Origin of the sequence: Streptomyces sp. NPDC006326 (genome assembly GCF_040612915.1) — a bacterium.
Taxonomy (GTDB): domain Bacteria; phylum Actinomycetota; class Actinomycetes; order Streptomycetales; family Streptomycetaceae; genus Streptomyces.
This window is the reverse complement of the sequence record NZ_JBEXRC010000034.1, coordinates 58,073-84,004: the sequence shown is the minus strand read 5'-3', so window position 1 is coordinate 84,004 and position 25,932 is coordinate 58,073. Positions and strand designations below refer to the sequence as shown.

General features: G+C 70.6%; 30 protein-coding genes. 24 read left to right on the top strand and 6 right to left on the bottom strand.

From position 1 onward, the window contains the following. Positions 1–148: 148 nt before the first annotated feature. Positions 149–1,393 carry an MFS transporter gene (locus tag ABZ128_RS24560; protein ID WP_356850948.1) on the bottom strand — a complete coding sequence of 415 codons (1,245 nt, stop codon included), beginning with the start codon at positions 1,391–1,393 and terminating at the stop codon, positions 149–151. Positions 1,394–1,649: 256 nt separating this feature from the next. Between ABZ128_RS24560 and rpe the strand changes: the two genes are divergently transcribed. From rpe to ABZ128_RS24535, 5 genes are all read left to right on the top strand, one after another. Further along, on the top strand, positions 1,650–2,336 hold the full coding sequence (gene rpe, locus ABZ128_RS24555; protein ID WP_356850947.1) for a ribulose-phosphate 3-epimerase: 687 nt from the start codon (positions 1,650–1,652) through the stop codon (positions 2,334–2,336). 137 nt (positions 2,337–2,473) lie between these two features. Continuing rightward, a complete protein-coding gene (locus ABZ128_RS24550; protein ID WP_356850946.1) occupies positions 2,474–3,520 on the top strand; it encodes a sugar-binding domain-containing protein in 1,047 nt (348 codons plus the stop codon). A 206-nt stretch (positions 3,521–3,726) separates the two neighbouring features. Then, positions 3,727–3,948, top strand: coding sequence for a CarD family transcriptional regulator (locus ABZ128_RS24545; protein WP_030157491.1), 222 nt, complete (start codon positions 3,727–3,729; stop codon positions 3,946–3,948). Positions 3,949–4,042: 94 nt separating this feature from the next. After that, complete coding sequence (locus ABZ128_RS24540) at positions 4,043–4,489, top strand: ribonuclease domain-containing protein (RefSeq protein WP_356850945.1); 447 nt, start codon at positions 4,043–4,045, stop codon at positions 4,487–4,489. Next, on the top strand, positions 4,486–4,869 hold the full coding sequence (locus ABZ128_RS24535) for a barstar family protein (RefSeq protein WP_356850944.1): 384 nt from the start codon (positions 4,486–4,488) through the stop codon (positions 4,867–4,869). Before ABZ128_RS24540 ends, ABZ128_RS24535 begins: the two co-directional genes overlap by 4 nt. A gap of 103 nt (positions 4,870–4,972) precedes the next feature. On the opposite strand, the gene ABZ128_RS24530 is transcribed toward ABZ128_RS24535, so the two are convergent. The 5 genes from ABZ128_RS24530 to ABZ128_RS24510 all read right to left on the bottom strand — a co-directional run bounded on the left by ABZ128_RS24530 (position 4,973) and on the right by ABZ128_RS24510 (position 8,449). Next, complete coding sequence (locus ABZ128_RS24530; RefSeq protein ID WP_356850943.1) at positions 4,973–5,452, bottom strand: group II truncated hemoglobin; 480 nt, start codon at positions 5,450–5,452, stop codon at positions 4,973–4,975. Beyond that, entirely contained in the window at positions 5,449–5,784 is a 336-nt protein-coding gene (locus tag ABZ128_RS24525; RefSeq protein ID WP_356850942.1) for an antibiotic biosynthesis monooxygenase family protein, read from the bottom strand. Before ABZ128_RS24525 ends, ABZ128_RS24530 begins: the two co-directional genes overlap by 4 nt. A gap of 80 nt (positions 5,785–5,864) precedes the next feature. Next, on the bottom strand, positions 5,865–6,389 hold the full coding sequence (locus tag ABZ128_RS24520; protein ID WP_356850941.1) for a hypothetical protein: 525 nt from the start codon (positions 6,387–6,389) through the stop codon (positions 5,865–5,867). A gap of 54 nt (positions 6,390–6,443) precedes the next feature. Next, positions 6,444–8,084, bottom strand: coding sequence for an FAD-dependent oxidoreductase (locus ABZ128_RS24515; protein ID WP_356850953.1), 1,641 nt, complete (start codon positions 8,082–8,084; stop codon positions 6,444–6,446). Between the two features lie 92 nt (positions 8,085–8,176). After that, positions 8,177–8,449, bottom strand: a complete 273-nt coding sequence (locus tag ABZ128_RS24510) for a UBP-type zinc finger domain-containing protein (RefSeq protein ID WP_356850940.1) — start codon at positions 8,447–8,449, stop codon at positions 8,177–8,179. 268 nt (positions 8,450–8,717) lie between these two features. Between ABZ128_RS24510 and ABZ128_RS24505 the strand changes: the two genes are divergently transcribed. The 19 genes from ABZ128_RS24505 (at position 8,718) to ABZ128_RS24415 (ending at position 25,931) form a co-directional block, all read left to right on the top strand. Beyond that, positions 8,718–9,542: a type 1 glutamine amidotransferase domain-containing protein gene (locus ABZ128_RS24505; RefSeq protein WP_356850952.1), complete on the top strand. Its 825-nt coding sequence runs from the start codon at positions 8,718–8,720 to the stop codon at positions 9,540–9,542. Positions 9,543–9,582: 40 nt separating this feature from the next. Continuing rightward, positions 9,583–11,226 carry a thiamine pyrophosphate-binding protein gene (locus ABZ128_RS24500; RefSeq protein WP_356850939.1) on the top strand — a complete coding sequence of 548 codons (1,644 nt, stop codon included), beginning with the start codon at positions 9,583–9,585 and terminating at the stop codon, positions 11,224–11,226. A 40-nt stretch (positions 11,227–11,266) separates the two neighbouring features. Further along, a complete protein-coding gene (locus tag ABZ128_RS24495) occupies positions 11,267–11,698 on the top strand; it encodes a nuclear transport factor 2 family protein (RefSeq protein WP_356850938.1) in 432 nt (143 codons plus the stop codon). A 23-nt stretch (positions 11,699–11,721) separates the two neighbouring features. Further along, on the top strand, positions 11,722–12,177 hold the full coding sequence (locus ABZ128_RS24490) for a nuclear transport factor 2 family protein (RefSeq protein ID WP_356850937.1): 456 nt from the start codon (positions 11,722–11,724) through the stop codon (positions 12,175–12,177). A 13-nt stretch (positions 12,178–12,190) separates the two neighbouring features. Further along, complete coding sequence (locus tag ABZ128_RS24485; protein ID WP_356850936.1) at positions 12,191–12,571, top strand: nuclear transport factor 2 family protein; 381 nt, start codon at positions 12,191–12,193, stop codon at positions 12,569–12,571. An 11-nt stretch (positions 12,572–12,582) separates the two neighbouring features. Then, a complete protein-coding gene (locus tag ABZ128_RS24480) occupies positions 12,583–14,196 on the top strand; it encodes a GMC oxidoreductase (protein WP_356850935.1) in 1,614 nt (537 codons plus the stop codon). Next, the gene (locus ABZ128_RS24475; protein ID WP_356850934.1) at positions 14,189–14,800 is read left to right on the top strand and encodes a DJ-1/PfpI family protein; all 612 of its coding nucleotides are present in this window, start codon (positions 14,189–14,191) and stop codon (positions 14,798–14,800) included. The genes ABZ128_RS24480 and ABZ128_RS24475 overlap by 8 nt, the downstream gene beginning before the upstream one ends. After that, positions 14,800–15,231 carry a VOC family protein gene (locus tag ABZ128_RS24470; RefSeq protein ID WP_356850933.1) on the top strand — a complete coding sequence of 144 codons (432 nt, stop codon included), beginning with the start codon at positions 14,800–14,802 and terminating at the stop codon, positions 15,229–15,231. The genes ABZ128_RS24475 and ABZ128_RS24470 overlap by 1 nt, the downstream gene beginning before the upstream one ends. A gap of 3 nt (positions 15,232–15,234) precedes the next feature. Next, the gene (locus ABZ128_RS24465; RefSeq protein WP_356850932.1) at positions 15,235–17,055 is read left to right on the top strand and encodes an AGE family epimerase/isomerase; all 1,821 of its coding nucleotides are present in this window, start codon (positions 15,235–15,237) and stop codon (positions 17,053–17,055) included. A gap of 37 nt (positions 17,056–17,092) precedes the next feature. Beyond that, positions 17,093–17,464, top strand: a complete 372-nt coding sequence (locus ABZ128_RS24460) for an STAS domain-containing protein (protein ID WP_356850931.1) — start codon at positions 17,093–17,095, stop codon at positions 17,462–17,464. Further along, complete coding sequence (glgX, locus tag ABZ128_RS24455) at positions 17,461–19,596, top strand: glycogen debranching protein GlgX (protein WP_356850930.1); 2,136 nt, start codon at positions 17,461–17,463, stop codon at positions 19,594–19,596. Before ABZ128_RS24460 ends, glgX begins: the two co-directional genes overlap by 4 nt. A 49-nt stretch (positions 19,597–19,645) precedes the next feature. Next, positions 19,646–19,957 carry an STAS domain-containing protein gene (locus ABZ128_RS24450; protein ID WP_356850929.1) on the top strand — a complete coding sequence of 104 codons (312 nt, stop codon included), beginning with the start codon at positions 19,646–19,648 and terminating at the stop codon, positions 19,955–19,957. A 5-nt stretch (positions 19,958–19,962) separates the two neighbouring features. After that, on the top strand, positions 19,963–20,427 hold the full coding sequence (locus ABZ128_RS24445; RefSeq protein ID WP_356850928.1) for an anti-sigma regulatory factor: 465 nt from the start codon (positions 19,963–19,965) through the stop codon (positions 20,425–20,427). Then, positions 20,409–21,674: a PP2C family protein-serine/threonine phosphatase gene (locus ABZ128_RS24440; protein WP_356850927.1), complete on the top strand. Its 1,266-nt coding sequence runs from the start codon at positions 20,409–20,411 to the stop codon at positions 21,672–21,674. The genes ABZ128_RS24445 and ABZ128_RS24440 overlap by 19 nt, the downstream gene beginning before the upstream one ends. Then, positions 21,674–22,417 (top strand): MinD/ParA family protein, encoded by a 744-nt coding sequence (locus tag ABZ128_RS24435; protein WP_356850926.1) that lies wholly within the window; start codon positions 21,674–21,676, stop codon positions 22,415–22,417. The genes ABZ128_RS24440 and ABZ128_RS24435 overlap by 1 nt, the downstream gene beginning before the upstream one ends. Positions 22,418–22,487: 70 nt before the next feature. Then, positions 22,488–23,228 (top strand): type 1 glutamine amidotransferase domain-containing protein, encoded by a 741-nt coding sequence (locus ABZ128_RS24430; protein WP_356850925.1) that lies wholly within the window; start codon positions 22,488–22,490, stop codon positions 23,226–23,228. Between the two features lie 35 nt (positions 23,229–23,263). After that, complete coding sequence (locus ABZ128_RS24425; protein ID WP_356850924.1) at positions 23,264–24,748, top strand: aldehyde dehydrogenase family protein; 1,485 nt, start codon at positions 23,264–23,266, stop codon at positions 24,746–24,748. Then, a complete protein-coding gene (locus tag ABZ128_RS24420; RefSeq protein ID WP_356850923.1) occupies positions 24,685–25,389 on the top strand; it encodes an NAD(P)-binding domain-containing protein in 705 nt (234 codons plus the stop codon). The genes ABZ128_RS24425 and ABZ128_RS24420 overlap by 64 nt, the downstream gene beginning before the upstream one ends. Continuing rightward, positions 25,374–25,931: a (2Fe-2S)-binding protein gene (locus ABZ128_RS24415; RefSeq protein ID WP_356850922.1), complete on the top strand. Its 558-nt coding sequence runs from the start codon at positions 25,374–25,376 to the stop codon at positions 25,929–25,931. Before ABZ128_RS24420 ends, ABZ128_RS24415 begins: the two co-directional genes overlap by 16 nt. Position 25,932 lies beyond the last annotated feature (1 nt).

The window sequence follows — 25,932 nt, the reverse complement described above, 5'->3', positions numbered from 1 at the left end:
CCGAAGGCCATCGCGAAGCGACGCGACGAAGGAGCGCCCTTGACGGCCCGGCCCGCCCCGGAAGGACAGTGGACCGCCGGGACGCCCCCCACCCCACCCCACCCCACCCCACCCCCCACACACCAGGTCCCCCCTCACCCCGTGGTGCCTACGGCCCCGCCACCCTCCGCCGGACCGGCGAGAGGGACAGCGGGATCCACGACAGCGCCATCACCGTGGCTCCCGTCCAGAGGGCGGTGTGCAGGGTGGTCAGTTCCGTCAGGAGGCCCGAGGCGGCTGCGCCGAGGGCGAGTGCGCCGGTGAGAAGGAAACGGAAGGTGGCGTTCATGCGGCCCAGCAGGGCCTCCGGGGTCAGGTGTTGGCGGAGGCTGACCCCCAGGACGTTGTTCGCGCCGACCTTCATCATGGCCAGCAGCCACCCGGCCCCCGCCACCCACAGCCCCCATCCGCGGTCCATCAGCGGTACCAGCAGCGTCGCCGGGGTCAGGCTCAGGACCAGGGCGCGGCCGTAGCCCACCCGGGCGGCGAACGGCCGGGCCAGGCGCGCGCCCAGCAGGAGCCCCGCGCCGCCCGCCGCCCAGAACAGGCCGAGTGCGGCCGCGGAGAGGCCGAGCTCCCGTACGAAGAGGACCGGGAGCATGGTGTTGACCACCGCGCTGCCCAGGTTGCTGAGGGCGGAGTTGAGCGCGAGGGCGCGCAGTTCGGGGTGTCCCAGTACGTGCCGCACCCCCTCCCGGATCTGAGCCACCAGCGGTGTCCGGTCGCGCGGGGGCGCCGGGGTGGGGCGGATCCGGACCAGGCGGAGCGCCGAGGCGAGGTAGGCGGCCGCGGAGCAGGCCAGGGCGACGGGTGCGGTGAGGGCGGCGACCAGGGCTCCGCCGGCGCCGCGGCCGGCGATGTTGGCGACGGCCATCAGGGTGACCAGGGCGGCGTTGGCGCGGACCAGTCCGGCGCGGCCGATCAGCCGGGGCAGCACGCTCTGCGAGCCGACCTCGGAGAACACGGTGGCGCAGCCGCTCGCCAGGACGACGGCGTACAGCTGCGCGAGGGTCAGGCCGTCCAGCCACCAGGCGAGCGGCAGCGAGGCGTGGAGTGCCGCGCGCGTGAGGTCCGCGGCGATCAGTACCCGGCGGGTGCGCAGGCGGTCGACCCAGGCGCCGGCCGGCAGGCCGATCAGGAGGAAGGCCGCGGTGGCGAGGGCGGCGAGGGCGCCGATCTGGGCGGCGCCGGCGTCGAGAGAAGTCAGGGCGAGGAGGGGGACGGCCACCTGGCCGGTGTTGGTGGCGAACTGGTTGAGGGTGGAGGCGGTGAAGAGGGTGCGGAAGTCCTTGCTGCGCCAAGGAGTGGGAGCCGGATGGGAGGACGTGGTCGCCGGGTTCAGGGCAGCGGGCATGCCGGGAGAGGTCTCCTCGCGTCTGGGGCGGGCCGGGCGGAGCCGAGCTTCGGCCAAAAGAAGGGGCCGGTGTCATCGGGGCCGGTGTCATGGCCAAGCCAAGGTCGGCCCCAAGACGCAACAGTGCGGCACTCGACCTAGAAGGACAAATTAAACATCCTCCATGATCATTTTAGGTATACTTCACCATCTTCGAGATGATCCGGAGATGCGGGGTCGTGGCCGGAAGCAGCCGGGAGCATGGCAGGCTTGGGGCATGGCCGCTCAGATTTATCCCAGCATCCTGTCCGCCGACTTCGCCCGGCTCGCCGAGGAGGCGAGGGCCGTCGAGGGGGCCGACTGGCTGCACGTCGACGTCATGGACAACCATTTCGTCCCGAACCTCACCCTCGGTGTGCCCGTCGTGGAGTCCCTGAGCCGGGCCACGGACACTCCGCTCGACCTGCACCTCATGATCGAGGACCCGGACCGCTGGGCCCCGCAGTACGTCGAGGCCGGCGCGGGGTCGATCACCTTCCACGCCGAGGCCGCCGCCGCGCCGGTGCGGCTCGCGCGGGAGATCCGGGCCAAGGGGGCGCGGGCGTCCATGGCGCTGAAGCCGGCGACGCCCATCGAGCAGTACGAGGACATCCTCCCCGAGCTCGACATGCTGCTGATCATGACGGTGGAGCCGGGCTTCGGCGGCCAGCCCTTCCTCGACATCATGCTCCCCAAGATCCGCCGCACCCGGGAGCTGATCGCCAAGCACGGCCTGGAGCTCTGGCTGCAGGTCGACGGCGGGGTCTCGGCCTCCACCATCGAGCAGTGCGCCGAGGCGGGCGCGGACGTCTTCGTCGCGGGAAGCGCGGTCTACGGGGCGGCCGACCCGGCCGCCGCCGTACGGACCCTGCGCGAGCAGGCGGACGCCGCGATCTCCGCGGCGCCCTGGGCGTGTGACCACTGAGACAACAGGAACAACGGGAACAAGGCTTGGTGAACAGCTCGGTGAACGGCAGCTGTCCGGGCTGATCAACGGCCGCCGGATCTGACAGGATGAACGGCGAGTCGAGAGTGTGAACACCAGAGTGTGAACACGAGAGTGTGAACAGCAGTGAGGAGAACGCGGTGTCTGCAATGTCGGCGGGACGGTCAGCCCTGCGGATGGGACCCGCGGAGCTGGTGCAGGCGGCGGCCATGGCCCGCCGCTTCTACCTGGAGGGCAAGTCCAAGATCCAGATCGCCGAGGAATTCGGCGTGAGCCGCTTCAAGGTGGCGCGGGTCCTGGAGACCGCTCTCGAACGCGACCTCGTACGCATCGAGATCCGGGTCCCGGCGGAACTCGACGCGGAGCGCTCCGACGCCCTCCGGGCCCGCTACGGGCTCCGGCACGCCGTGGTGGTGGAGTCCCCGGCCGATGCGACCGAGGACGCGCCCGACCCGGAGAACCTCGGGGCGGTCGCAGCCGATCTGCTCGGCGAGCTTGTCAACGAGGGCGACGTCCTGGGCCTCGCGTGGGGGCGGTCGACCATCCACATGGCCGCCTCGCTGCACCGCCTCCCGCAGTGCACCGTCGTCCAGCTGACCGGCGTGTACGACGCCGGAACGGCCGAGCGCGGCTCCGTCGAGGCAGTACGGCGCGCCGCGCAGGTCTCCGGAGGCGACGCACACCCGATCTACGCGCCGATGCTGCTGCCCGATCCGGCGACCGCGGCCGCGCTGCGGAGCCAGACCGGGATCGCGCGGGCCTTCGAGTACTTCGACAAGGTGACCGTCGCGGCCGTCTCCATCGGCTCGTGGGAGCCCGGCATCTCCACGGTCCACGACATGCTGAGCGACGAGGAGCGGGCCCACTACGCCTCGCTCGGCGTCGCCGCCGAGATGTCCGCCCACCTCTTCGACTCCGAGGGGCGCCGGGTCGGCCGGGACCTCGGCGAGCGCTGCATCACCGTCGAGGCGGACCGGCTGCGGCGGATCCCGGAGGTCGTCGCGATCGCGGGCGGGCTGCGCAAGGCCTCGGCCATCGGCGCGGTGCTGCGGTCGGGCCTGGTGACCAGCCTGGTCACGGACACGGCGGTCGCGGACTACCTGCTGACCGAGTCGGCCCCGGGGCTGCGCCCGGCGCTGGAGCGGGCCGACCCCGACGACTGACCCGACTCACGCAACTGACACGACTCACGCGACCGCACGACGGACACGACCGCACCACGGACACGACGGACACGACGGACGCGACTGACCGCACCCGGGCGAGGTTCGGTGGCGCCGCCGCGGTGGGGGTCCTGCGGTGGATGGTGCCGCAATTGAGATCCGCAGTCAGGACCGTTCCGAGGCCCACTGGGCGCATACTGGTCCCGATGACAAAGTCCGCAGTACCTCGCCGCCATTTGCCGTCCAGCCCGTTCAAGGCCCCCGTGGAACCGCCGCTCCGGCAGTTCAGCGTCGGCGACCGGGTCTCTCACGATGAGCACGGCCTCGGCCGTGTCGTCGGTATCGAGGAGGGGATCGCTGTCCTGGTCGATTTCGGGTCCGTCCAGAAACGCATTCTGAGTCCGTACACCAAGATGTCCGCGCTCTGAGGACTTGGGCCACGCCCCGGGCACCCCGGGCACCCCGGGCACCCCGGGCACTGCGCGGTTCGCGATCGAATCAGACATTTGGCACGATCGGTGCATGATCTTCCGGAGCATGCCCCGATCGTTGCTGCGCGTGCTGGGTGCGTTGTTCCTGTGCGTCGTGCTGGTCGGCGCGGCGGGGTGCGGGAGCGGCGGCGCACACGGCGTGCGCAGCGGCACGGCCGCGCCCTCGCACTCCCGTGCGCCCGCGCCCGGATGGGCCAAGGGGATGGCCACCGTACGGGCCGACGCGCTGCCGCAGGAGGCGCGGGACGTGCTGGCGCTCATCGACAAGGGCGGCCCGTACCCCTACCGGCAGGACGGCTCGGTCTTCGGGAACTTCGAGAAGGTCCTGCCCCCGCACCCGCGTGGCTACTACCACGAATTCACCGTCCGGACGCCGGGGGAGCGGGACCGCGGGGCCCGGCGGATCGTGACCGGTGAGGGCGGGGAGTTCTTCTACACGGCCGACCACTACGAGTCCTTCAAGGCGGTCCTGCGATGACCCTGGAGCCGCAGCCGCTCGCACCGGCGCTCGCCGCCGCCCGGGAGGCGGGCTGGACGACCGTACGGGTGGACCTGGACGGCGTACGGACCAAGCCCGAGCTGATGCGGCGCTGGGGGGCGGCCCTGCGCGCGCCGGAGTGGTTCGGGGGCAACTGGGACGCGCTGGCCGACGCCCTGAGGGACCTGTCGTGGTGGGAGCCGGCTCCGCCGGGGTGGCTGGTGGCGGTGTCCTCGTGGCAGGACTACGCCGGCGCGCGTCCGGGCGACTGGGAGACGCTCCGGGACGTGCTGGAGGAGGCCGTCGACTTCTGGCGGTCCGCCGACGAGGGGGAGCTGACGGTCCTGCTCGTCTCCGCCGGGGAGCCGGCGCAGGGCTGAGGGGTCGTCCCGCCCGCGCTGCGGCCGGTGCCGCCCGGTGTGGCGGGGGCAGGCGGATCCTGCCCCCACCGGGTCGGGGCAGCCGGATCCTGCCCCCACCGGGTCAGCTCTTGGGGATCCAGGGCGGCGTCTGCCCCCACGACCACACCGGGATGTCGGCCGCGTTTACGGGGGGCGGGTTGGGGCCCGAGTAGATCAGGGCCATCCGGGTGCCCCACTCGATGTAGTAGACGAACACCGCCCGGAATTCCGGGTCCGTGGGGAGGCCGACCTCGTCGGCCGTGTCCAGGAGCAGGTCCACCCAGCGGCGGCGCTGCTTCTCGGTGATGCCGCGGCCGAGGTGCTTGGTGGCCATGTGCGGGTGGCCGCCGTGGTGGGCCGTGTAGTCCTTCGGTCCGCCGAAGACCTCCGCGAGCCAGACCGCGACGTGCCGGGGGTGCTCGGCGTCCATCCCCGCGAACACCGGGGCGAGGACCTCGTCCTGGAGGGCGTGGCTGTAGAAGACGTCCGTGAGGCGTTGCATGGCCTCCGCCCCGCCCATCCACTCGTAGATGGTGGGGGTGGTGCCGGGTGTGGGGCTCATGACTGGGGTGCGGCCTTTCCGGGGCCGGCCACGTCGGTGACGCGGTAGTGCTGCATCTCCTCGATGGCCTTCACGTACGGGCGGATCGCGCTGAAGAACGCCGGGAAGTGCTCGCCCTTGCGGAAGCCGTTCAGGTGGGCGTCGACGGAGGTCCAGCGGATGCGCAGGACGTAGTGCTCGCGGTCGTTCTCCTCCTCGCAGCGGGCCAGCTCGTAGTCGATGCACTCGGGCGACGCGGCCAGGGCCTCCGCGGCCTGCCGGTACGAGTCCTCGAAGGCCTGCTGGTCGTCCAATGCGATCCGGTAGCGGATGTATTCGACGGTGGTGGTCATGGAACGGGCCTCTCCCTGTGATCGGGGTCCTGGTCGCCAGTCAGACTTGCGTGATCATGCCCGGGCCGGGAGGGCTTTGCTCATTCCGGCCCAGACTTCTGGGAGTCGGCGCCGCCGGGGCCGTCCTCGGGGGTGACGTCGGGGCCCGCCGCCCGGACCTGCTGCACCTTGGCGAGGGAGTCCCGGAGCTCGGTCAGCCACTCGTCCGTGTTGCGGCCGACCAGGCGCACGCACCAGGCCAGGGCGTCGGCGCGGCTGCGGGCCACGCCGCCGGCGACCAGGGTGTCGAGGACCTGGCGCTCCGGCTGGCGCAGGCGCGTCATCACCGGGACGGCGAGGTGCGTGAAGAGGATGCGGTCGTCGCCGGACTGGACGGCCCAGGCGACCTTGCGGCGGTAGAGCTCCTCCGCCTCCCGGGCCACCTCGATGCGCTGTTCGCGGGTGCGCTCGCGGAACTCCTTGACGGACTCGTTCGCCGGGAGGGTGCCGACGACCGTGATCTCCTCGCGGTCCACGGCCACCTCGACCAGTGATTCGTAGACGTCCACCGGAAGGCGGTCCGCGAACCACGTGCGAAGCTGCTCGCTCTGCTCTGCTGTAATCATGTAATCAACGTTGCATCCGCTGCCCGCTTGATCGCAAGGGCTCCGTGTTCGCTCTCAGCCCATCGAGCGGTAGCGGTGGATCAGGGAGACCGCCATCGCGCCCTCGCCGACGCCCGAGGCGACGCGCTTGACCGAGTGGGCGCGCACGTCACCGGCCGCGAAGACACCGGGGACGCTGGTTTCGAGCGGGTACGGGGCCCGCTCCAGGCTCCACTCCGCGGGCAGCTCGCCGCCGTTGGCGATCAGGTCGGAGCCGGTGAGGACGAAGCCGTACTCGTCCCGCTCGACCACGCCCGACAGCCAGTCGGTGTGCGGGCGGGCGCCGATGAAGGTGAACATGAAGCGGGCCGGGACCTCCGTGTCCTCGCCCGTGTCGGAGGAGTGCAGGGTGATCCGTTCCAGGTGCTCCTCGCCGGACAGGGCGACGACCGTGGTGTGGACCTTCACCTCGATGTTCGGGGTGCGCTCGATCTCGTCGATCAGGTAGCGGGACATGCTCGCGTCCAGGGACTCCGCGCGCACCAGGATCGTCACGCGGGCCGCGTACTTGGCGAAGTGCACCGCCGCCTGGCCGGCCGAGTTCGCACCGCCCACGATGAACACGTGCTGGGAGATGCACGCCGAACTCTCGGTGGTGGCCGCGCCGTAGTAGAGGCCCGCGCCCTCGAAGCGGTCCGCGCCGGGGGCCTGGAGGCGGTTGTACGAGACCCCCGTGGCCAGCAGGACCGTCTCCGCGCTGATCTCCGTGCCGTCCGCCAGGGTGAGGATCTTCGCCGGGTCGTCGCGGGTCAGCGAGACCACCTCCACCGGGTGCAGGATCTCGGCGCCGAACCGGGAGGCCTGGATGGTGGCCCGCCGGGTCAGGTCGCCGCCCGAGAGGCCCGACGGGAACCCCAGGTAGTTCTCGATCAGGCTGGAGGTGCCGGCCTGGCCGCCGGGGGCCCGGGAGTCGAGCATCAGGGTGGACAGGCCTTCCGACGCCGCGTACACCCCGGCCGCCAGGCCCGCCGGCCCCGCGCCCACGATGACGCACTCGTAGTGCGGGCGGGAGGCGGTCGTGGCCAGCCCCAGCCGCTGGGCCAGCTCGGTGTCGCTCGGCGCGGAGAGCACCGACCCGTCCGGGAAGCGGACGAGGGGCAGCGGGGCGTCGGGCTGGGCGGCGATCAGGGTCAGCGCCTCCGGGTCCCGCTCGACGTTGAGGAAGCGGAAGGGCTGCCCGTTGCGGGTGAAGAAGTCCCGTACGGCGTGGGTGCCGGGGGCGACGAGGTGGCCGGCGACGATGATGCCGTCGTAGGCCGGGCGGTAGGTGGCCAGCCAGTCCGACAGCAGGTCGTCGAGGACCGGGAAGAGCCGCTCGTGCGGCGGGTCCCACGGCTTGAGCAGGTAGTAGTCCAGCCGGACCCGGTTGATGGCGGTGATCGCCGCGTCGGTCTCCGCGTACGCCGTGAGCAGGACCCGGCGTGCGTCGGGGAAGCGGCTGACGGCTTCGAGGAGGAACTCGACCCCGGTCACGTCCGGCATCCGCTGGTCCACCAGGAACAGCGCGGGGTCGTGGCCGCGTTCGTCGAGGGAGTCCAGGATCTTCAGGGCGTCGGCGGCCGAGGAGGCCCCGAGGACCCGGTAGCGGTCGCCGTAGGCGCTGCGCAGGTCCCGGCGGACGGCCCGGAGCACCTGCGGGTCGTCGTCCACGGCCAGGATGACGGGCTTCCTGGTCTCCGCGCGCCCGGCCGCCGTGGTCGTCGTGGTCGTCGTGGTCGCGGGGGCGGCGGCGCTCTCCGGTGCCGCGCTCACGCCGGGTCCAGCATCAGCTTGTCGGCGTAGCACCAGGCCCAGTCCTCGCCGGGCTCGTGCGAGGCGGCGATGGGGTGCTCGGTGGTGCGGTAGTGCCTGGTGGCGTGGCGGTTCTTCGAGGAGTCGCAGCACCCGACGTGCCCGCAGCTGAGGCACATCCGCAGGTGCACCCAGCTGTCGCCGAGGACGAGGCACTCCTCGCAGCCCTCCGTGCCGGGCTTCACCGGACGTATCTGATCGATGTGTGTGCACAACAGGTCGGTCGTCATCGTCCCCGTCCCTCTCCTCTGTCCTTCCGTGCACCCGTGATTCACGGCGCGTCCAGACCATAGGGCGGGGCCCCCGCAATGGTTCAGTGATTCGGCCGAAGTCAGGAAGTCCCGCGGCTACTTCATGACCTCGGTGAGTGACTACGTGAAGTGGGCCGACGACCTGCCTTCCTACCTCACGAAGTCGCCTTCGGGCGCTTTGACGGCGGGTCCGGGCGCCAGCAGTGTGGTGGACGCCAACGACAACAGGCGGCGCCTGGAGGAATCCGTGAGCAGAAAGATTCTGGTCATTGTCTCCGAACACGGTTACTGGGCCGAGGAACTGATAGGCCCGGTGTCGAAGTTCGACGAGCGGGGCTACGAAGTCGTATTCGCCACGCCGACCGGAAAGCGTGCGCACGCTCTTCCGCCGAGCCTCGACGCGAACTTCATCGACCCTCCACTGGGACGCTCGGTCACCACCGAGGAGAACGCCCGGCTGGGACGCGAGTTCGAGCAGTCGAGCCGGCTGGACTCGCCGCTCGACATCGAGGCGTGGGTGCCGGAGCGCCCGTACACGAGTGACGAGGGCTACCTGCGCAAGCTGGAGCAGTACCACCGCGACCTGGACAAGCTCGACGCCGACATCGCCGGATACGACGCGATCCTCGTCGTCGGGGGCAGCGGCCCCATCGTCGACCTCGCCAACAACGAGCGGGTCCACGCCCTGATCCTGGCCTTCAAGAAGGCCGGCAAGGTCGTGGCCGCCGAGTGCTACGGCGTCGCCTGCCTGGCCTTCGCCCGGGACTGGGGCGACCGCAGGAGCATCATCTGGGGCAAGCACGTGACCGGCCACTGCAAGGAGTACGACTACAAGGACGGCACCGGCTTCCTCGGCACCGACTTCAACATGGGGCCGCCGCCGTACCCGCTGGAGTACATCCTGCGCGATGCGACCGGCCCGCGCGGGGCGTACCACGGGAATTTCGGCCACCCGCTCTCGGTGATCGTCGACTTCCCCTTCGTGACCGGCCGGTCGACCCCCGACTCGTACCTCACGGGGCAGAAGATCGTGGAAGTCCTCGAAGAAGGCCTCACCCGTTACGGGTGGTAATTCCGGCGGCCCCGTAACTGCGGTGAAAAGAGGGGGATTCATGGAAGCCACTCCCGGACGGGAAAGGCTGATCGAGCAGTTCAAGGCCGACGGCCTGACGGTGATGTTCGGAAATCCGGGGACGGTGGAACAGGGATTCCTCGACGCGGTGGACGCGGCGGAGGACTTCCACTACGTCCTCGCCCTCCAGGAGACCGTGGCCGCCGGCATCGCCGACGGCTACGCCCGGGCCACCGGCGGTGCGGCCCTGCTCCAGCTCCACTCCGGGGTGGGACTGGGCAACGGCATCGGCATGCTCTACCAGTCGCTGCGCGGCCACACCCCGCTCGTCGTGGTCGCCGGCGACGCCGGCGTCCGCTACGACGCCATGGACGCGCAGATGGCGTCCGACCTGGTGGCGATGGCGAAGCCGGTGACGAAGTACGCGACCCGGGTCACCGATCCGCGGTCCGTGCTGCGCACCGTCCGGCGGGCCGTGAAGATCGCCCTGACCCCGCCGCGCGGCCCGGTGTTCGTGGCGCTGCCGATGGACGTGCTGGACGAGCTCAACTCCGAGCCCGTGGTGCCCGCCACCGTCCCGCTCACGGACGTGGCGCCGTCGGCGGCCTCGGTGGGGCGGGCGGCCGAGCTGCTCGCCTCCGCGCGGCGGCCCGTCGTCCTCGTCGGCGACGGGGTCTCGCTCTCGGGAGCCCAGCGCGAACTCGTCGCCGTCGCAGAACTGCTGGGCGCCGACGTGTACGAGGTGGACTCCTCCGAGGTGAACATCGCGGCCTCGCACCCGCTGCGCCGCGGCCAGACCGGCCACATGTTCGGTCCGCACAGCAAGGAGCTGGTCGGGGACGCGGACGGGGTGCTGATCGTCGGCACGTACGTCTTCCCGGAGGTGTTCCCCGAGCTGGAGAACCCCTTCCGGGCCGGGGCCAAGGTCGTCCACATCGACCTCAACGCCTATGAGATCGCCAAGAACCACCCGGTGGACCTGGGCCTGGCCGCCGACCCGCGCCAGGCGCTGCGCGCACTGGCCGGCGTACTGGAACAGCGGCTGACCCCGCAGCAGCGGGCCGCCGCGGCCGCCCGGCTGGACGCCCGGATCCGGGAGCGGGCGCTCGACGTCTGCGCAGCCGATGCCGAACAGGACGGTTCGCCGATGGCGGTCTTCCTGCGGACCCTGGCCGAGCGGACCGGCGGGGACCTGATCGTCTTCGACGAGGCGCTGACCACCTCCCCGCTGGTCACCCGGTATCTGCCGCCCCAGCGCCCCGGCGACTACCACCTCACCCGGGGCGGTTCGCTCGGCGTGGGCTTCCCCGGCGCGGTCGGGGTCAAGCTGGCCCGGCCCGACCGGCTGGTCGTCGGCTTCGCGGGCGACGGCGGGTCGATGTACACCTACCAGGCCCTGTGGACCGCGGTCCGGCACGGCATCGACGCCAAGTTCGTGGTCTGCAACAACCGCAAGTACCGGCTGCTGGACGACAACATCGCCCAGTACTGGCGGGAGCGGGACATTCCGGAGCACCGGTTCCCGGGGTCCTTCGACCTCTCGCACCCCGAGATCGACTTCGCCGCCCTGGCCCGTTCGCTCGGCGCCGGCGGGACCCGCGTGGAGAAGCCGGACGAGGCGGTCGCCGCCGTCGGCCGGATGCTGGACCACCCCGGTCCGTTCCTCGTCGACGTCCAGATCTGACCCACCGCACACCCCATCCCCACGGACAGGAGGAGACCGCATGCCCGCCGAGCGGCTGACCGAGGACGCGATCCGCACCTTCGCGGAGAACTGGTACGTGGCACTGGACCAGCACCTTGCGCCGGACCGGGTGCTGGCCATGATCACCGAGGACCTGGAGTTCAAGGTCCCCGAGGACACCTTCCTCGGCCGCGAGGGCTTCGGCCGCTGGTACGAGGCCGTGACCCACCGCTTCTTCGACGAGGTGCACACGGTCACGAAGGTGGAGCCCGTCATCGAGGGCGACCGGGCGATCGTCCGGGTCCTCGTCAACTGGCAGGCCAAGATCTGGGACGCCCCGGCCGCCCGCAGCCAGTGGCTCGGCTTCGACGCCGACCAGACCTGGACCGTGGTGGCCGGCCCCGACGGGCCGCTGATCAAGCAGTACACCGTCAACGAGCTGGCCCCCATGCCGGGCTCCGGCTCCCTCTGAGTGCCGGCGGAGGAGGAGCGGCGATGACCGAAGTGACACCGGAACGGGTCCGTGCGGCCTACCAGGCCCTCGGCTCCGGGGACCGTGCACGCATCCTGGAGTTCTACTCCGAGGACCTGCGCTGGCTGGTGCCGGGCAACCACCCGCTCGCCGGCTGGTACGAGAGCCTCGACGCCTTCCTGGACCTGATGGGCCAGACCCACAAGCTCACGGGCGGCACCTTCCGGATGGACATCCAGGCGGTCCTCGTCGGTGAGGACTGCAGCGCCGACGTCTGCCGCAACGTCGCCGTGCGGGACGGCGCGGACGAGGCGAGCCGGTCGCCGTACGAGCGGATGGACTACCCGGTCTTCCACTTCATGCGGTGGCGCGACGGCCGGATCACCGAGGGCCGCGACGGCCTCTTCGGGGACTCGGCCACCGCCTTCAGCCAGTTCTGGGCACCGTTCGCGCCGGACGGAACCCGCCGGGACCGATAGGGGGATGAGCGCGATGAGCACGCTGGACGCACGACAGATCCTTGAGAAGTACTACGAGTACGCCAACGCCGGGGACTGGGACCGCTGGTGCGACCTGTTCGCCGACGACCAGGTCATGGACGAGCAGCTCGCCGGCCACATCGAGGGCCTGGAGGTGCTGCGTTCGATGATGAAGGGCATGGGGACGATGTACCGCGTCTTCCGCAACGAGCCCGTGCACTTCCTCGTCGACGGGGAGAAGGCCGCGGCCGTCTCCCACCTCAGCGCCGTCAGCGCCTCCGGCGAGGCGATCGAGGCCGAGGTCATGAACTTCTTCCGGATCGTGGACGGAAAGATCGCCTACATGGCGAACTACCACGACACCGTCCCCTTCCAGGTGCTGAGCCAGGGCTGAGGGGACACGTGATGGCCGTAGAGGAGTACGACTACATCATCGTGGGTTCCGGTACCGCGGGCAGCGTCCTCGCGAGCCGCCTCTCCGAGGACCCGGACGTCTCCGTCCTGGTCCTGGAGGCCGGAGGCAACCGCATCCCGCCCGAGGTGGACGACCCGTCCTCCTGGTACAAACTGCTCGGCGGCCCCGTCGACTGGGGCTACACCAGCGTCCCGCAGCCCGGACTGGACGGCCGGCGTACGTACGAACCGCGCGGCAAGGCCCCCGGCGGCAGCAGCAACCTGTACATCATGATGCACATCCGGGGCCACGCCTCGGACTTCGACAACTGGGCCTACCAGGGCGCCGCCGGCTGGTCCCACGAGGACGTGCTCCCGTACTTCGCCCTGCTGGAGGGCCAGGAGGACGCCACCGCGGCGACCACCGGCACCCGGGGCCCGCAGCGGATCACCAACGCGGGCCTGCACGGCCCGAACCCGGTCTCCCGCGCCTTCATCGACGCGGCCGTGGAACTCGGCCACCAGGAGATCGCGGACTTCAACACCGACGGACCGCGGCGGGGCCTGTTCGGCACCGGCTGGCACCACATCGACGTGGCCGACGGACGCCGCCAGGGCGCCCTGGCGGCGTACCTGGAACCGGCCCTGCACCGCTCCAACCTGACCCTGCGCACCAGCGCGCAGAGCACCCGGCTGCTGTTCGACGGCGACACCTGCACGGGCGTCGAGTACGCGCAGCTCGCACCGCCCGCGGCCGTCCCCGGGCGGACCGTCGGGGACGGCCGTTCCGCCGCCGGCACGGCCGCCGAGCCCGGCCTGCACACCGTACGGGCCCGCCGCGAGGTGATCGTGGCGGCCGGGGCGATCGAGTCCCCGAAGCTGCTGCTGCTCTCCGGCCTCGGCGACCCGGCCCGGCTGCGCGAGCACGGCATCGAGGTCACCGCGGCCCTGCCCGGGGTCGGCGAGAACTTCCACAACCACGTCCTGACCGGGCTGATGGCCGAGGTCACCCAGGAGCTGCCGCCGCCGGCGCAGAACCTGTCGGAGAGCGCCCTGTTCCTGTCCTCGCGGCCGGGCCTGCCCGCACCCGACCTGCAGATCGCCTTCGTGCACGTGCCGTTCGACGTGATCGTCGGCCAGGACCACCCGAACACGGTCAGCATCCTGCCCGGGGTCGTACGGCCCGTCTCGCGCGGCTGGATCAGGCTCGCGAGCGCCGATCCGCTGGCCCACCCGCTGATCCACCCGAACTACCTGGGCGACCGGTGGGACCTGGAGCGGATGGTGCAGGGCGTCAAGCTGGCCCGGGAGATCTTCGCGACCTCGGCGTTCTCGCCCTGGTACAAGCAGGAGCTCCAGCCCGGCCCCGGCTTCGGCAGCGACGAGGACCTGCGGGCCTTCGTGAAGCAGAAGTCCGAGAGCTACCACCACCAGGCCGGCTCCTGCCGCATGGGCATCGACGACCTCTCCGTCGTCGACCCCGAGCTGCGGGTGCACGAGGTGCGCAACCTGCGCGTCGTCGACGCCAGCGTGATGCCCGCGGTCCCGTCGGGCAACTGCCACACCGCCATCGCGATGATCGCCGAGCGCGCGGCGGACTTCCTGAAGGGAGTGTCCCGTGCCTGACGCCGTCCTGCGCGAGGGCGCCCTGACCGGGACCCGGATCGCGGTCCTGGTCGAGAGCGACTTCTACGAGCCGGAGATCTTCTACTACCAGCACCGGTTCGCCGAGGAGGGCGCCCGGGTCGACTTCCTGACCCGGCTGTGGGGCAACGACTCCATCACCTTCTCCGGCCACGAGTACCGGGCTCCGTTCACCGCGGACCAGTCCCTGGAGGGGCTGAGCGACGAGGAGCTGCGCCGGTACGCGGCGGTCATCGTGCCCTCGGGCATGGTGGCCGACCGGCTGCGCTACACCGAGGACGTGGACGTGCTGGCGCCCGCGACCGAGCTGCTGCGCCGGGCGTTCGAGGAGCCGACGGTCCTGAAGGGGATCATCTGCCACGGCATGTGGCTGGCCGCCTCGATCCCCGACAAGGTGCGCGGCCGCAAGGTGGTGTGCCACAACAACCTCATCGGCGACGTCCGCAACATGGGCGCCGAGTACGTCGACGAGGACGTGGTGGTCGACGGCGACCTGGTCACCGGGCGCACGGGCGCCCACCACCACCTCTTCGCCCGCCGGCTCATCGAGCTGATCGCGGCGGGCCGGGGCCGGGGGGCCGGCTGATGGGCCGGATGGTCTGGTCGCACGTGGGCCTGAACTGCGCGGACCAGAAGACCACCGAGGAGTTCTACACCCGGTACTTCGGCTTCACCCGGGCCCGGGTCGTCGATCTCGGGGAGGCCCGGATCGTGTTCCTGCGCAAGGGGGACGCGTACCTGGAGCTCTTCGCGGCCGGCACCGAGCCGGCCCGGCCGGCGCACGAGGACGGGCCGCAGGCCCCGGGCCGGATGCGCCACCTGGCCTTCCAGACGGACAGCGTCGACGCGTTCCTGGCCGAGCTGGGCGACGCGGCCGAAGTGACCCTCGGACCGCTGGACTTCGACGACTTCATCTGCGGCTGGCGGACCGTGTGGGTCCGCGACCCCGACGGGGTCATCGTCGAAGTCAGCCAGGGATTCGAGGACGACAGCTCTCACGACAAGGACGGTGTGTGAAACATGGCTGACGCCGTGGGTTTCTCCTTCTCCGACACGATCGCGGGCTACGTCGTCCGCTTCGACTCCCAGAGCCGGCTGCTGCGGCTGAAGACCTCGGACGACCGCGAGTTCGACGTGTCGCTGGCCGGGGACCCGAGCGCCGAGCTGGTCCGCAACCTGGACGAGCCCTACATCGACGCCTCCGGGCACATCGACGAGATGCTCTCGCCCGGCCGGTTCCTCTTCGCCTACGGCATCCACTACCCCGAGCACGGCGGACGCTTCGACGCCAAGCGCCTGGTGTTCCTGGGCCGCGGAGCCGAGGACTACCGGTTCGAGGAGCCCAGCTGGTGGGTCAAGCAGATCGAGTCGCTGGCCGACTTCTACAAGCGGGCGCAGTTCGGCGACGGCCCGGTGGACTTCACCGAGTACCGCACCGAGATCCGCCTCGGCGGCGACAAGACCGCCAGCCACGTGCAGGAGACCGACACGATCTCCCGCCTGGTCTACGGCATGGCCTCGGCCTACCTGCTGACCGGCAAGGACGAGTACCTGGAGGTCGCCGAGCGCGGCACCGAATACCTGCGCAAGCACATGCGGGTCGTCGACAGCGAGGAGGACGTGGTCTTCTGGTACCACGGCATCAGCGTCGACGGGGACAGCGAGCGCAAGCTGTTCACCTCGGAATTCTCCGACGACTACGACGCGATCCCGATGTACGAGCAGATCTACGCGCTGGCCGGCCCGATCCAGACGTACCGGGTCACCGGTGACGTCCGGATCAAGAACGACGCGGACGCCACGATCCGGCTGTTCGACAAGTTCTTCCTGGACCGCGAGCAGGGCGGCTACTACTCGCACATCGACCCGATCCTCTTCAGCCCGGACCACGAGTCCCTCGGCGAGAACGCCGAGCGCAAGAACTGGAACTCGGTCGGCGACCACGCGCCCGCGTACCTGATCAACCTGTACCTGGCGACCGGCGAGCAGAAGTACGCCGATTTCCTGGAGTACACCTTCGACACCATCGCGGACAAGTTCCCGGACTACAAGAACAGCCCGTTCGTCCAGGAGCGCTTCTTCCGCGACTGGTCGCACGACACCGCGCACAGCTGGCAGCAGAACCGCGCGGTGGTCGGGCACAACCTGAAGATCGCCTGGAACCTCATGCGGATGAACTCACTGAAGCCCAAGCCGGCCTACGAGGAGCTCGCCCGCAAGATCGGCCAGATCATGCCGGCGGTCGGCAGCGACCGGCAGCGCGGCGGCTGGTACGACGTCGTCGAGCGCATCAAGCAGGGCGACCAGGAGACGTATCGTTTCGCCTGGCACGACCGCAAGGCCTGGTGGCAGCAGGAGCAGGCGATCCTCGCCTACCTCATCCTGAACGGCACGGTCGGCGGCGAGGACTTCCTGCGCGAGGCCCGGCAGGCCCAGGCCTTCTACAACACCTTCTTCCTCGACCACGACGAGGGAGCCGTCTACTTCAACGTGCTCGCGAGCGGTACGCCGTACCTGCTCGGCACCGAGCGGCTCAAGGGCAGCCACTCGATGTCCATGTACCACTCGGCGGAACTCTGCTACCTCTCCGCCGTGTACAACAACCTGCTCGTCAACGGCCGGGAGATGGACTTCCACTTCAAGCCGGAGCCGACGGGCCTGCCCGACCGCATCCTGCGCGTCTCGCCCGACCTGCTCCCTGCGGGATCGGTGCAGATCGCGTCCGTCGAGATCGACGAGAAGCCGTACCGGGACTTCGACGCCGACGCTCTGACCGTCAAGCTGCCCGACGTCCAGGGCCGCGTCAAGGTCAAGGTCCGGCTGCGGCCGGTGACCAAGTAATGCCCAACGGGGGGCGCCCCAGATAGAGGGGAACATCATGACTCTCAACCTCAAGGAACGCCGGAACAAGGCGGGCACCGTGCTCGTCGTCACCGGTGAGATCAACAGTGAGACCTCCGGATCGCTGCTGCAGACCCTGCTGCCGCTGGTCCGGGACGGCCGGCCGCTGCGGATCGACCTCACGGCGGTCACGTACGTGTCCAGCGCAGGCCTGCGCACCCTGCTCGTGGTCTACCGCGAGGCCCAGCACGCCGGTGTCGCCGTCACCCTGTACGGGGTGAGCGAGGAAGTCCGGTTCGTCATGTCGGCCACCGGCTTCCTCGACTTCTTCGAGACCGGCGAGGCCGCCGCGGCCGCGGCCGGGTCCGCCGCCGCGAAGACCGCCGTCAAGAGCGCGGTCGCGCGATGACCGAGACGCAGTCCGAGCAGGTCCTGCGTGTCGACGCGTACCCGACCCACGAGGTGGGCGGGTACCGCGTCCGCGCCGGCAAGCCCTTCCCCTTCGGGGCCAACGTGGTCCCGGGCGGGGTCAGTTTCTCCGTGTACTCCGACCAGGCGACCTCCATGACCCTGGTCATCTACAAGCGCGGAGAGCCCGAGCCGATGGCCGAGCTGGAATTCCCCGAGGAGTTCCGCACGGGCAGCGTCTTCGCCATGACGGTCTTCGGCCTCGACCACGAGAACATCGAGTACGGCTACCGCGCCGACGGCCCCTACGACCCGGTCACCGGCCACCGCTTCGATGCCCGCCAGGTCCTCTCCGACCCGTACGCCCGGCTGATCTCCGGCCGCGACGTGTGGGGCGTGGAGCCGGACCGCAGCCGCGGCTACCAGTACCGCTCGCGGGTCTGCCTCCAGGACTTCGACTGGGGCGACGACACACCGCTGCGGCTGCCCGCCGAGGACCTCGTCGTGTACGAGACCCACGTGCGCGGCTTCACCCGCCACCCCTCCTCGGGGGTCACCGCCCCCGGCACCTTCGCGGGGCTGCGGGAGAAGATCCCGTACCTGAAGGAGCTCGGGGTCAACTGCATCGAGCTGCTGCCGGTGTTCGAGTTCGACGAGAGCGACAACCCGCGCACCAACCCGGAGACGGGCGAGCGGCTCTTCGACTACTGGGGCTACAACACCGTCTCCTTCTTCGCGCCCAAGGCCGGCTACGCGGCCACCGGACGCTACGGGATGCAGGGCGACGAGTTCCGCACCCTGATCAAGGACCTGCACGCGGCCGGCATCGAGGTCATCCTCGACGTCGTCTTCAACCACACCGCCGAGGGCAACGAGCAGGGCCCGACGATCTCCTTCAAGGGGCTCGACAACGCCACGTACTACATGCTCACGCCCGAGGGGTACTACTTCAACTTCAGCGGCACGGGCAACACGGTCAACTGCAACCACCCCGTCGTGCGCAACTACGTGCTCGACTGCCTGCGCCACTGGGTCGCCGACTACCACATCGACGGCTTCCGCTTCGACCTCGCGGCCATCCTCGGCCGGTCCCCGGACGGCACTCCGCTGCCCAACCCGCCGCTGCTGGAGATGCTCGCCTACGACCCCGTCCTGCGGCACACCAAGCTCATCGCCGAGGCCTGGGACGCGGGCGGCCTCTACGAGGTCGGCAACTTCCCGGCGTACGGCCGCTGGGCGGAGTGGAACGGCAAGTACCGCGACACCGTGCGCCGCTTCCTCAAGGGCGACGCCGGGGTGACCGGGGAGCTCGCCACCCGGCTCGCCGGCTCGCCCGACCTGTACTCCACCCGCGGGACCTCCGCCTCGGTCAACTTCCTCACCGCCCACGACGGCTTCACCCTGGCCGACCTCGTCTCGTACAACGACAAGCACAACGAGGCCAACGGGGAGGGCAACAACGACGGGGCGAACGACAACAACAGCTGGAACTGCGGGGCGGAAGGGCCGACCGACGATCCCGAGGTCAACGCGCTGCGGCTGCGCCAGATGAAGAACGCCCTGGCCATCCTCCTCACCAGCCAGGGCATCCCGATGCTGCTGGCCGGGGACGAGGTCGCACGCACCCAGCAGGGCAACAACAACACCTACTGCCAGGACAACGAGCTCTCCTGGTTCGACTGGGACCAGGTCGACCAGAACGCCGAACTGCTCCGGTTCACCCGGGAGATGATCGCCTTCCGCGGCCACCACCGCGAACTGCGCTCCACCGCCCACCCCACCGGGCAGATGCGGGACACCCTCGGGCTGCCCGACATCAGCTGGCACGGGGAGCGGGCCTGGCAGCCCGACTGGTCGCAGGAGAGCCGGCTGCTGGCGGTGGCCCGCTGCGGCACCGGGGACGACGACGTGGTGTACGTGGCCATGAACGCGCACTGGGAGGCGCACGACCTGGAACTGCCCGCCCTGCCCCACGGGCGCAGCTGGCACCTGTTCGCGGACACCGGGGCCGAGGCGCCGTACGACATCCGCACCCCGGGCGGCGAGACCGAGCTGGAGAACGCGGGCAAGTACCTGATCGGTCCGCGTTCGGTCGTGATCCTCGTCGGCCGTGCGCCCGCACCCGAGCTGTAGCCCGTCCGCGCCATGAGCGACCGAACCGTACGGCCGAAGGAGACCTGACATGCCGCTTTCCGTGTCCCTGAGCATCGACGGCGACACCACCGTGATCGAGCTCGCGGGCGAGCTGGACGCCAACACCGCGCCGGAATTCCACCAGACCATCGAGAAGGCCGCCGGCCACGGCACCACCACCGTCGAGATCAGGATGGCCGGCGTCGGCTACATGGCCAGTGCCGGGCTGCGGTCCCTGGTCTTCGCCCAGCAGAAGATCGCCGACCACGTCACCATCAAGGTGGTCGGCGCGATCGAGCCCGTCTCCCGGACCATCAGGACGGCCGGGCTGGACCGCAGCATCGTGCTCTCCGATGAGTGAGAGCCATGAGTGACATGGTCGAACTGGCGAGGACGCCCGCCGAACTGGAGGTGCCCGCGACGATGGGGGCGCTGGGCGCGATCGCCTCGTTCGTCCTGCGGCTGGCCGGCCGGGCGGACCTGGACAAGCGGTCCGCGTACCGGATCCGGCTGGCCGTGGACGAACTGGCCACCAACATCGTGATGCACGGGTACCGGGGCGGCGACGGGCGGATCACCGTCCGCGGCCGCTCCGGGCCGGGCCGGGTGCAGATCACCCTGGTGGACTCCGCACCCGCCTTCGACCCCGTCGAGGGCTGCCTGCCGCCCGTCCCCGGGGTTCCCCCCGAGCGGCGCCGGATCGGCGGCCTCGGCATCCACCTGGCGCTGACCAGCGTGGACGAATTCAGCTACGTGCGCAGGGACGGCCGCAACATCAGCATGCTGACCGTGAAGGCTGAGGGGACGGACCCATGCCCTCCACCACCGTGATCATCCTCGACGAGTACCCGCCGCCCCCGCTCGAACTGCTCGACGCGCTGCGGACGATGGACGCCGAACTCGTCGCCCGCACCCTGCCCGAGCTGCTGGGCGGCCCGCTGGACGGACTGCCCGTCGCGGACGTGCTGCTCGCGCCCGCCGAGTCCGACGGGGAATCGGTACGGCTGGCCGTACGCCGGCTGCGCCGCTGGGCCGGGGCGCCCATCGTGGTCGTCTGGACGGCGACCGGGTTCGCGGCCCTGGAGGAGCACGTGCGCCTCGGCCACGACTACCTCGTGCCGCCCTTCCTGCCCGCCCTGGTCGGGGCCCGGCTGCACAGCTGCTCGGAGCGCGCCGGACTCGGACGCACCCTGCGCGAAGCCGATGCCCGCGCCGAACTGATGGGGTACGAGAAGGAGCTGGAGATCGGCCGGGAGATCCAGGCCGGGTTCCTGCCCGAATCGTTGCCCGTCCCCGAGGGCTGGGAGATCGACGTACGCTTCCGGCCCGCCCGGCAGGTCGCCGGGGACTTCTACGACGTCTTCGAGATCTCCCGCGGCCGCCGGCTCGCCTTCGTCGTCGCCGACGTCTGTGACAAGGGGGTCGGCGCCGCACTGTTCATGGCGCTGATCCGCTCGCTGCTGCGGCACACCGCCGAGAACAGCGGACTGCAGCACCTGGTGGCCGTCGGCCGGGCGGGCGGCAGCCGGCGGGTTCCCGTCGTCGGCGCCACACCACTGCTCAACGCTGTCACCGCCACCAACGGCTACCTCACCCGCAACCACCTGAGGCAGGGGTACTTCGCCACCCTGTTCTTCGGGGTGCTCGACCCGCTGACCGGCAGCCTCGTCTACATCAACGGCGGCCACAACCCGCCGCTGCTGCTGCGCGCCGACGGCGGCGAACCGCTCGGGCTGGACGTGACCGGGCCGGCCGTCGGGGTGCTGCCCGACTGCGTGTACACCCTCGGCTACGCACAGCTGAACCCCGGAGACACCCTCTTCGTGTTCACCGACGGAGTGCCCGAGGCCCGCTGCCCCAACGGCACCTTCCTCGGTGACGAACGGATGCTGGAGCTGCTCGCCGGCCCCCCGGCGAGCGGCAGGGAGGTGGTCGACCGGATGGACACGGCCGTACGCGAGCACACCGGCACAGCCGAACAGCACGACGACGTCACCATGCTGGCCCTGCACCGGCCACGTGCGGCGCGGGGGCCGCACGGAGACCGGACCACGGCCGCGCGTACGGCGGTGGCCTGATGGCCCGGACCATCGTGGTGCACTCGCACCGCGGCGGCACCGGAAAGTCCTCGGTACTGGCGAACCTGGCCCTGCTGATCGCGGGCGAGGGGCGCCGGGTGGGGGTGGTCGACACGGACATCCAGTCGCCCACCCTGGACCTGTTGTTCCGGCTCGGCCCGGGTCCCTCCCTGGCCGACTACCTGCTGGGGCGCTGCGAGATCGAGGCCGCGGCCCAGCAGGTCGCCGTGCCCGGGCTGTACGTGGTGCCCGCCCGGACCGGGACGGCGGCCCTGCGCGAGATCATGACCAGCGGATACGACGTCGGGCTGCTGCCGGAGGGCTTCGACCGGCTGGCCGAGTACTACGCCCTGGACGTGCTGCTGCTCGACACCCACGCCGGGCTGAACAACGAGTCGGTGACCGCCATGGCGAGCGCCGACGTGCTGATGATCATGGCGCGGGCGGACCGGATCGACCTCTCGGGGGTCGAGGAGACCATCGCCCTCGCCGGGCGGCTGGCCTGCCGGCGGGCTCTGGTCATGAGCATGGCTCCGGAGGGCGTCGACCCCACACAGGCCCACCGGCGCGCACAGGAAGTCTACGGAGCCCCCCTGGCCGGAATTCTTCCCTATGTGCCGGAAATGGCCGCCCTCTACGGTGAACGCATATTCGCCGAAGCCCATCCCGACCACCCCTTGGTCGGTGAATTCCGCACCATCATCACGGCGTTGGACGCACGTGACGAAGTATCGCGCGCCTGACGCTCCCCCCTTACGCCCCTCGCGGGCGGCGTGTTGAATCGGCAGCGATTCAAGAACAAGGAGAACAGTCATGAAGATTCTCGTCGTCATGACGGCCAAGGCCACGCTCCATCTGCTGGACGGCGAACAGCACCCCTCCGGTTTCTGGGCCGAGGAATTCGTCGTTCCCTACACCCTCTTCACGGCAGCAGGCCACACCGTGGACGTGGCGACGATCGGGGGCGAGGCCCCGACGGTCGACCGGACCAGCATCGACCCCGAGTTCCTGCGGTGGGTCCGCCCCGAGGGCTCCCCGGACGAGGACGCCGCCAACGCCGCCGAGTACGTCAGGGTCATCGAGAGCACCCCCCAGCTCAAGAACCCGATCCCCCTGGAGTCCCTGGACGAGAAGGACATCGCCGACTACGACGGCATCTACGTCAGCGGTGGCCACGGCGCGATCGGCGACCTGCCGAAGTCCGACGAGCTCGCCCAGATCCTGCGCTGGGCCCTCGCCCAGGACAAGCCGCTGGCCACCGTCTGCCACGGGCACACCGCGCTGCTCGCGCTGCGCGACGGCGAGGGCCACTGGCCCTTCGAGGGCTACCGGATGACGGCCTTCTCGCACAGCGAGGAGCTGGTCACCAACATGGCCGGCCGCCTCCCGCTGATCCTGGAGGCCGAGCTCACCCGGCTCGGCGCCCGCTACGAGAAGGCCGAGGCGATCTGGGACTCGCACGTCGTCGTGGACCGCAAACTCACCACCGGCCAGAACCCGTACTCCTCCAAGGCCCTCGCCGAGACGTTCTTACGGCAGCTCGCGAAGGGCTAGTACCACGCCCCGCACACCGACACCGGAAGGCAGCCATGACCAAGCGCGCGCTCAGCGACCAGCCCTTGGCCAACCCCGGGAAGCTGTTCATCGGCGGCACATGGGTCTCGGCCCAGGACGGCCGTACCGAGCCGGACATCAGTCCCGTGGACGGACAGGAGATCGTGCCGGTGGCCCAGGCCACCGCGGCCGACGCGGACGCGGCCGTGGCGGCCGCCCGCGCGGCCTACGAGGAAGGTCCCTGGAGCAGACTGTCCGCCCAGGAGCGCGCGCTGCGGCTGAACCGGGTCGGTGAGCTCATCGAGCGCGACCTGGAGGAGATCGCCCTGCTGGAGACGGTGGACATGGGCAAGCCGTTCGCCTTCTCCAGCACGGTCGACGCCCCCATGGCCGCGCAGCTCATGCACTACTACGCCGGCGCCGTGACCCGGGTCGACGGCTCCTCGCGGGCGCCGGCCGGCGGACAGCTCGCCTACACCCTGCGCGAACCGCTGGGCGTGGTCTGCGCCATCACCCCGTTCAACTTCCCGCTGCTGCTGTCGATGACGAAGATCGCACCGGCCCTCGCGGCGGGCAACACGGTCGTCCACAAGCCCTCGCCGGCGACCCCGCTCACCGCCCTGAAGATCGCCGAGCTCTTCCAGGAGGCGGAGATCCCCGACGGGGTGCTGAACGTGATCACCGGCCCCGGCGTGGAACTGGGCGAGACCCTCACCGACCACCCGGGCATCGACAAAATCGCCTTCACCGGCTCCACCGCGGTCGGCCAGTCGATCATCCGCAAATCCGCCGGCACCCTGAAGAAGGTGACGATGGAGCTCGGCGGCAAGTCCGCCAACATCGTCTTCGCCGACGCCGACCTGGACGCCGCCGAGGAACTCGCCTTCTTCGGCATCTACTACAACAAGGGCGAGATCTGCACCGCCGGCTCCCGGCTGCTCCTCCAGCGCCCGATCCACGACGAACTCGTCGAACGCCTGGTCCGCCGGGCCGCCGCCCTGCGGCCCGGCGACCCCCGCGACCCCGAGACCCTCTTCGGGCCGCTCGCCCACCGCGGGCAGTTCGAGAAGGTCAGCTCGTACATCGAGATCGGCGAGAAGGAAGGCGCCGTCCTGCGGACCGGCGGCACCGGCTGGACCCCCGAAGGGGCCTCCAGCCAGGGCCTGTACTTCCTGCCGACCGTCTTCACCGGGGTCGACAACGGCATGCGCATCGCCCAGGAGGAGATCTTCGGCCCGGTGCTGTCGATCATCCCGTTCGACACCGAAGAGGACGCCATCCGCATCGCCAACGACAGCGCGTACGGACTGGCGGCCGGCGTCCACACCAAGGACCTGCGCCGGGCCCACCGGGTCGCCTCGCAGATCAAGGCCGGCACCGTCTGGGTGAACTGCTACAACCAGTACGACCCCTCGGTGCCCTACGGCGGCTACAAGGCCTCCGGCTACGGCCGTGAATGCGGGCCGGAATCCCTCGAAAGCTACACCCAGACCAAGTCGGTCTGGATCGGCATGGACTGACCCACCCGACCCGACAAGGAGCGGCAATGCGCACAGGCGTCATCGGCACCGGGCGGATCGGATCCACCCTGGCACGGATCCTGGTGGCCGCGGAGCACGAGGTCTTATTGGCCAACGCCCGCGGACCCGAGTCCCTCGGCCCCCTGCTGGCCGAGCTGGGCCCGGCGGCCTCGGCGGCGCACCCCGCCGAGGTCGCCGGCCGGGCCGAACTCCTGGTGCTGATGGTGCCCTTCGCGAGCGTCCGCGGGCTCCTGCCCGTGGACGCGGTACGGGACAAGGTGCTGGTGGACGCGACCAACGCGTTCGGCGGCGCCGGCACCCCCGCCGACCTCGGCGGCCGGAGTTCCAGCGAACTGGTCGCCGAGTGGTACCCCGGCGCCCGCGTCGTGAAATCCCTGAACACCATGCATTTCGAGACCCTCGCCGTGGCCGGCACCGCACCGGGTGAACGTCTGGCCCATTTCACGGCGGGGGACGACGAAAAGGCGAAGGAAATCGTCGCGGGAATCATCACGGATCTGGGATTCGCGCCCGTCGACACCGGCTCGCTGCACTCCGGAGGAATTCTCCAGCAGCCCGGCGGGCCCCTCTTCAACCGGCCGCTCACGGAAGCGCAGGCGCTGGCATGGATCTCTCACTGAACGTGAACGGAAGACCCGAGCAGTTCTCGGCCCGGCCGAACGAACTGCTCGTGGAACGGCTCCGCGACGGCCTCGGGCTGACCGGCACCAAGGTCGGCTGCGACACCGGCCAGTGCGGATCCTGCGTCGTCCGGCTCGACGGCCGGTCCGTCAAGAGCTGCCTGGTCCTCACCGCGACGGCCGCCGGCTCCGAGGTGACCACCATCGAGGGGGTCACCACCCCCGGCGGTGAACTCACCGGACTCCAGGAGGCCCTGCGCCAGGAGCACGGCACCCAGTGCGGCTTCTGCACCCCCGGCATGGTGATGGCCCTCGGCGAGCTCGTGGAGACGGCGCTCGCCGAGAACGCCTCCGGCGGCGAGGCCCCCACCGAGTCCGAGATCCGCGAATGGCTCACCGGCAACCTCTGCCGCTGCACCGGCTACCACAGCGTGGTCCGGGGCGTGCAGCGCGCCTGCTCCGCCGCGCGGCCCGAGGCCGCCGAGGCCTCCGAGGCCGGCGCCGTGGCCGCCGCGTCCGCCGGCTCCGGTCAGGAGGGCTGAG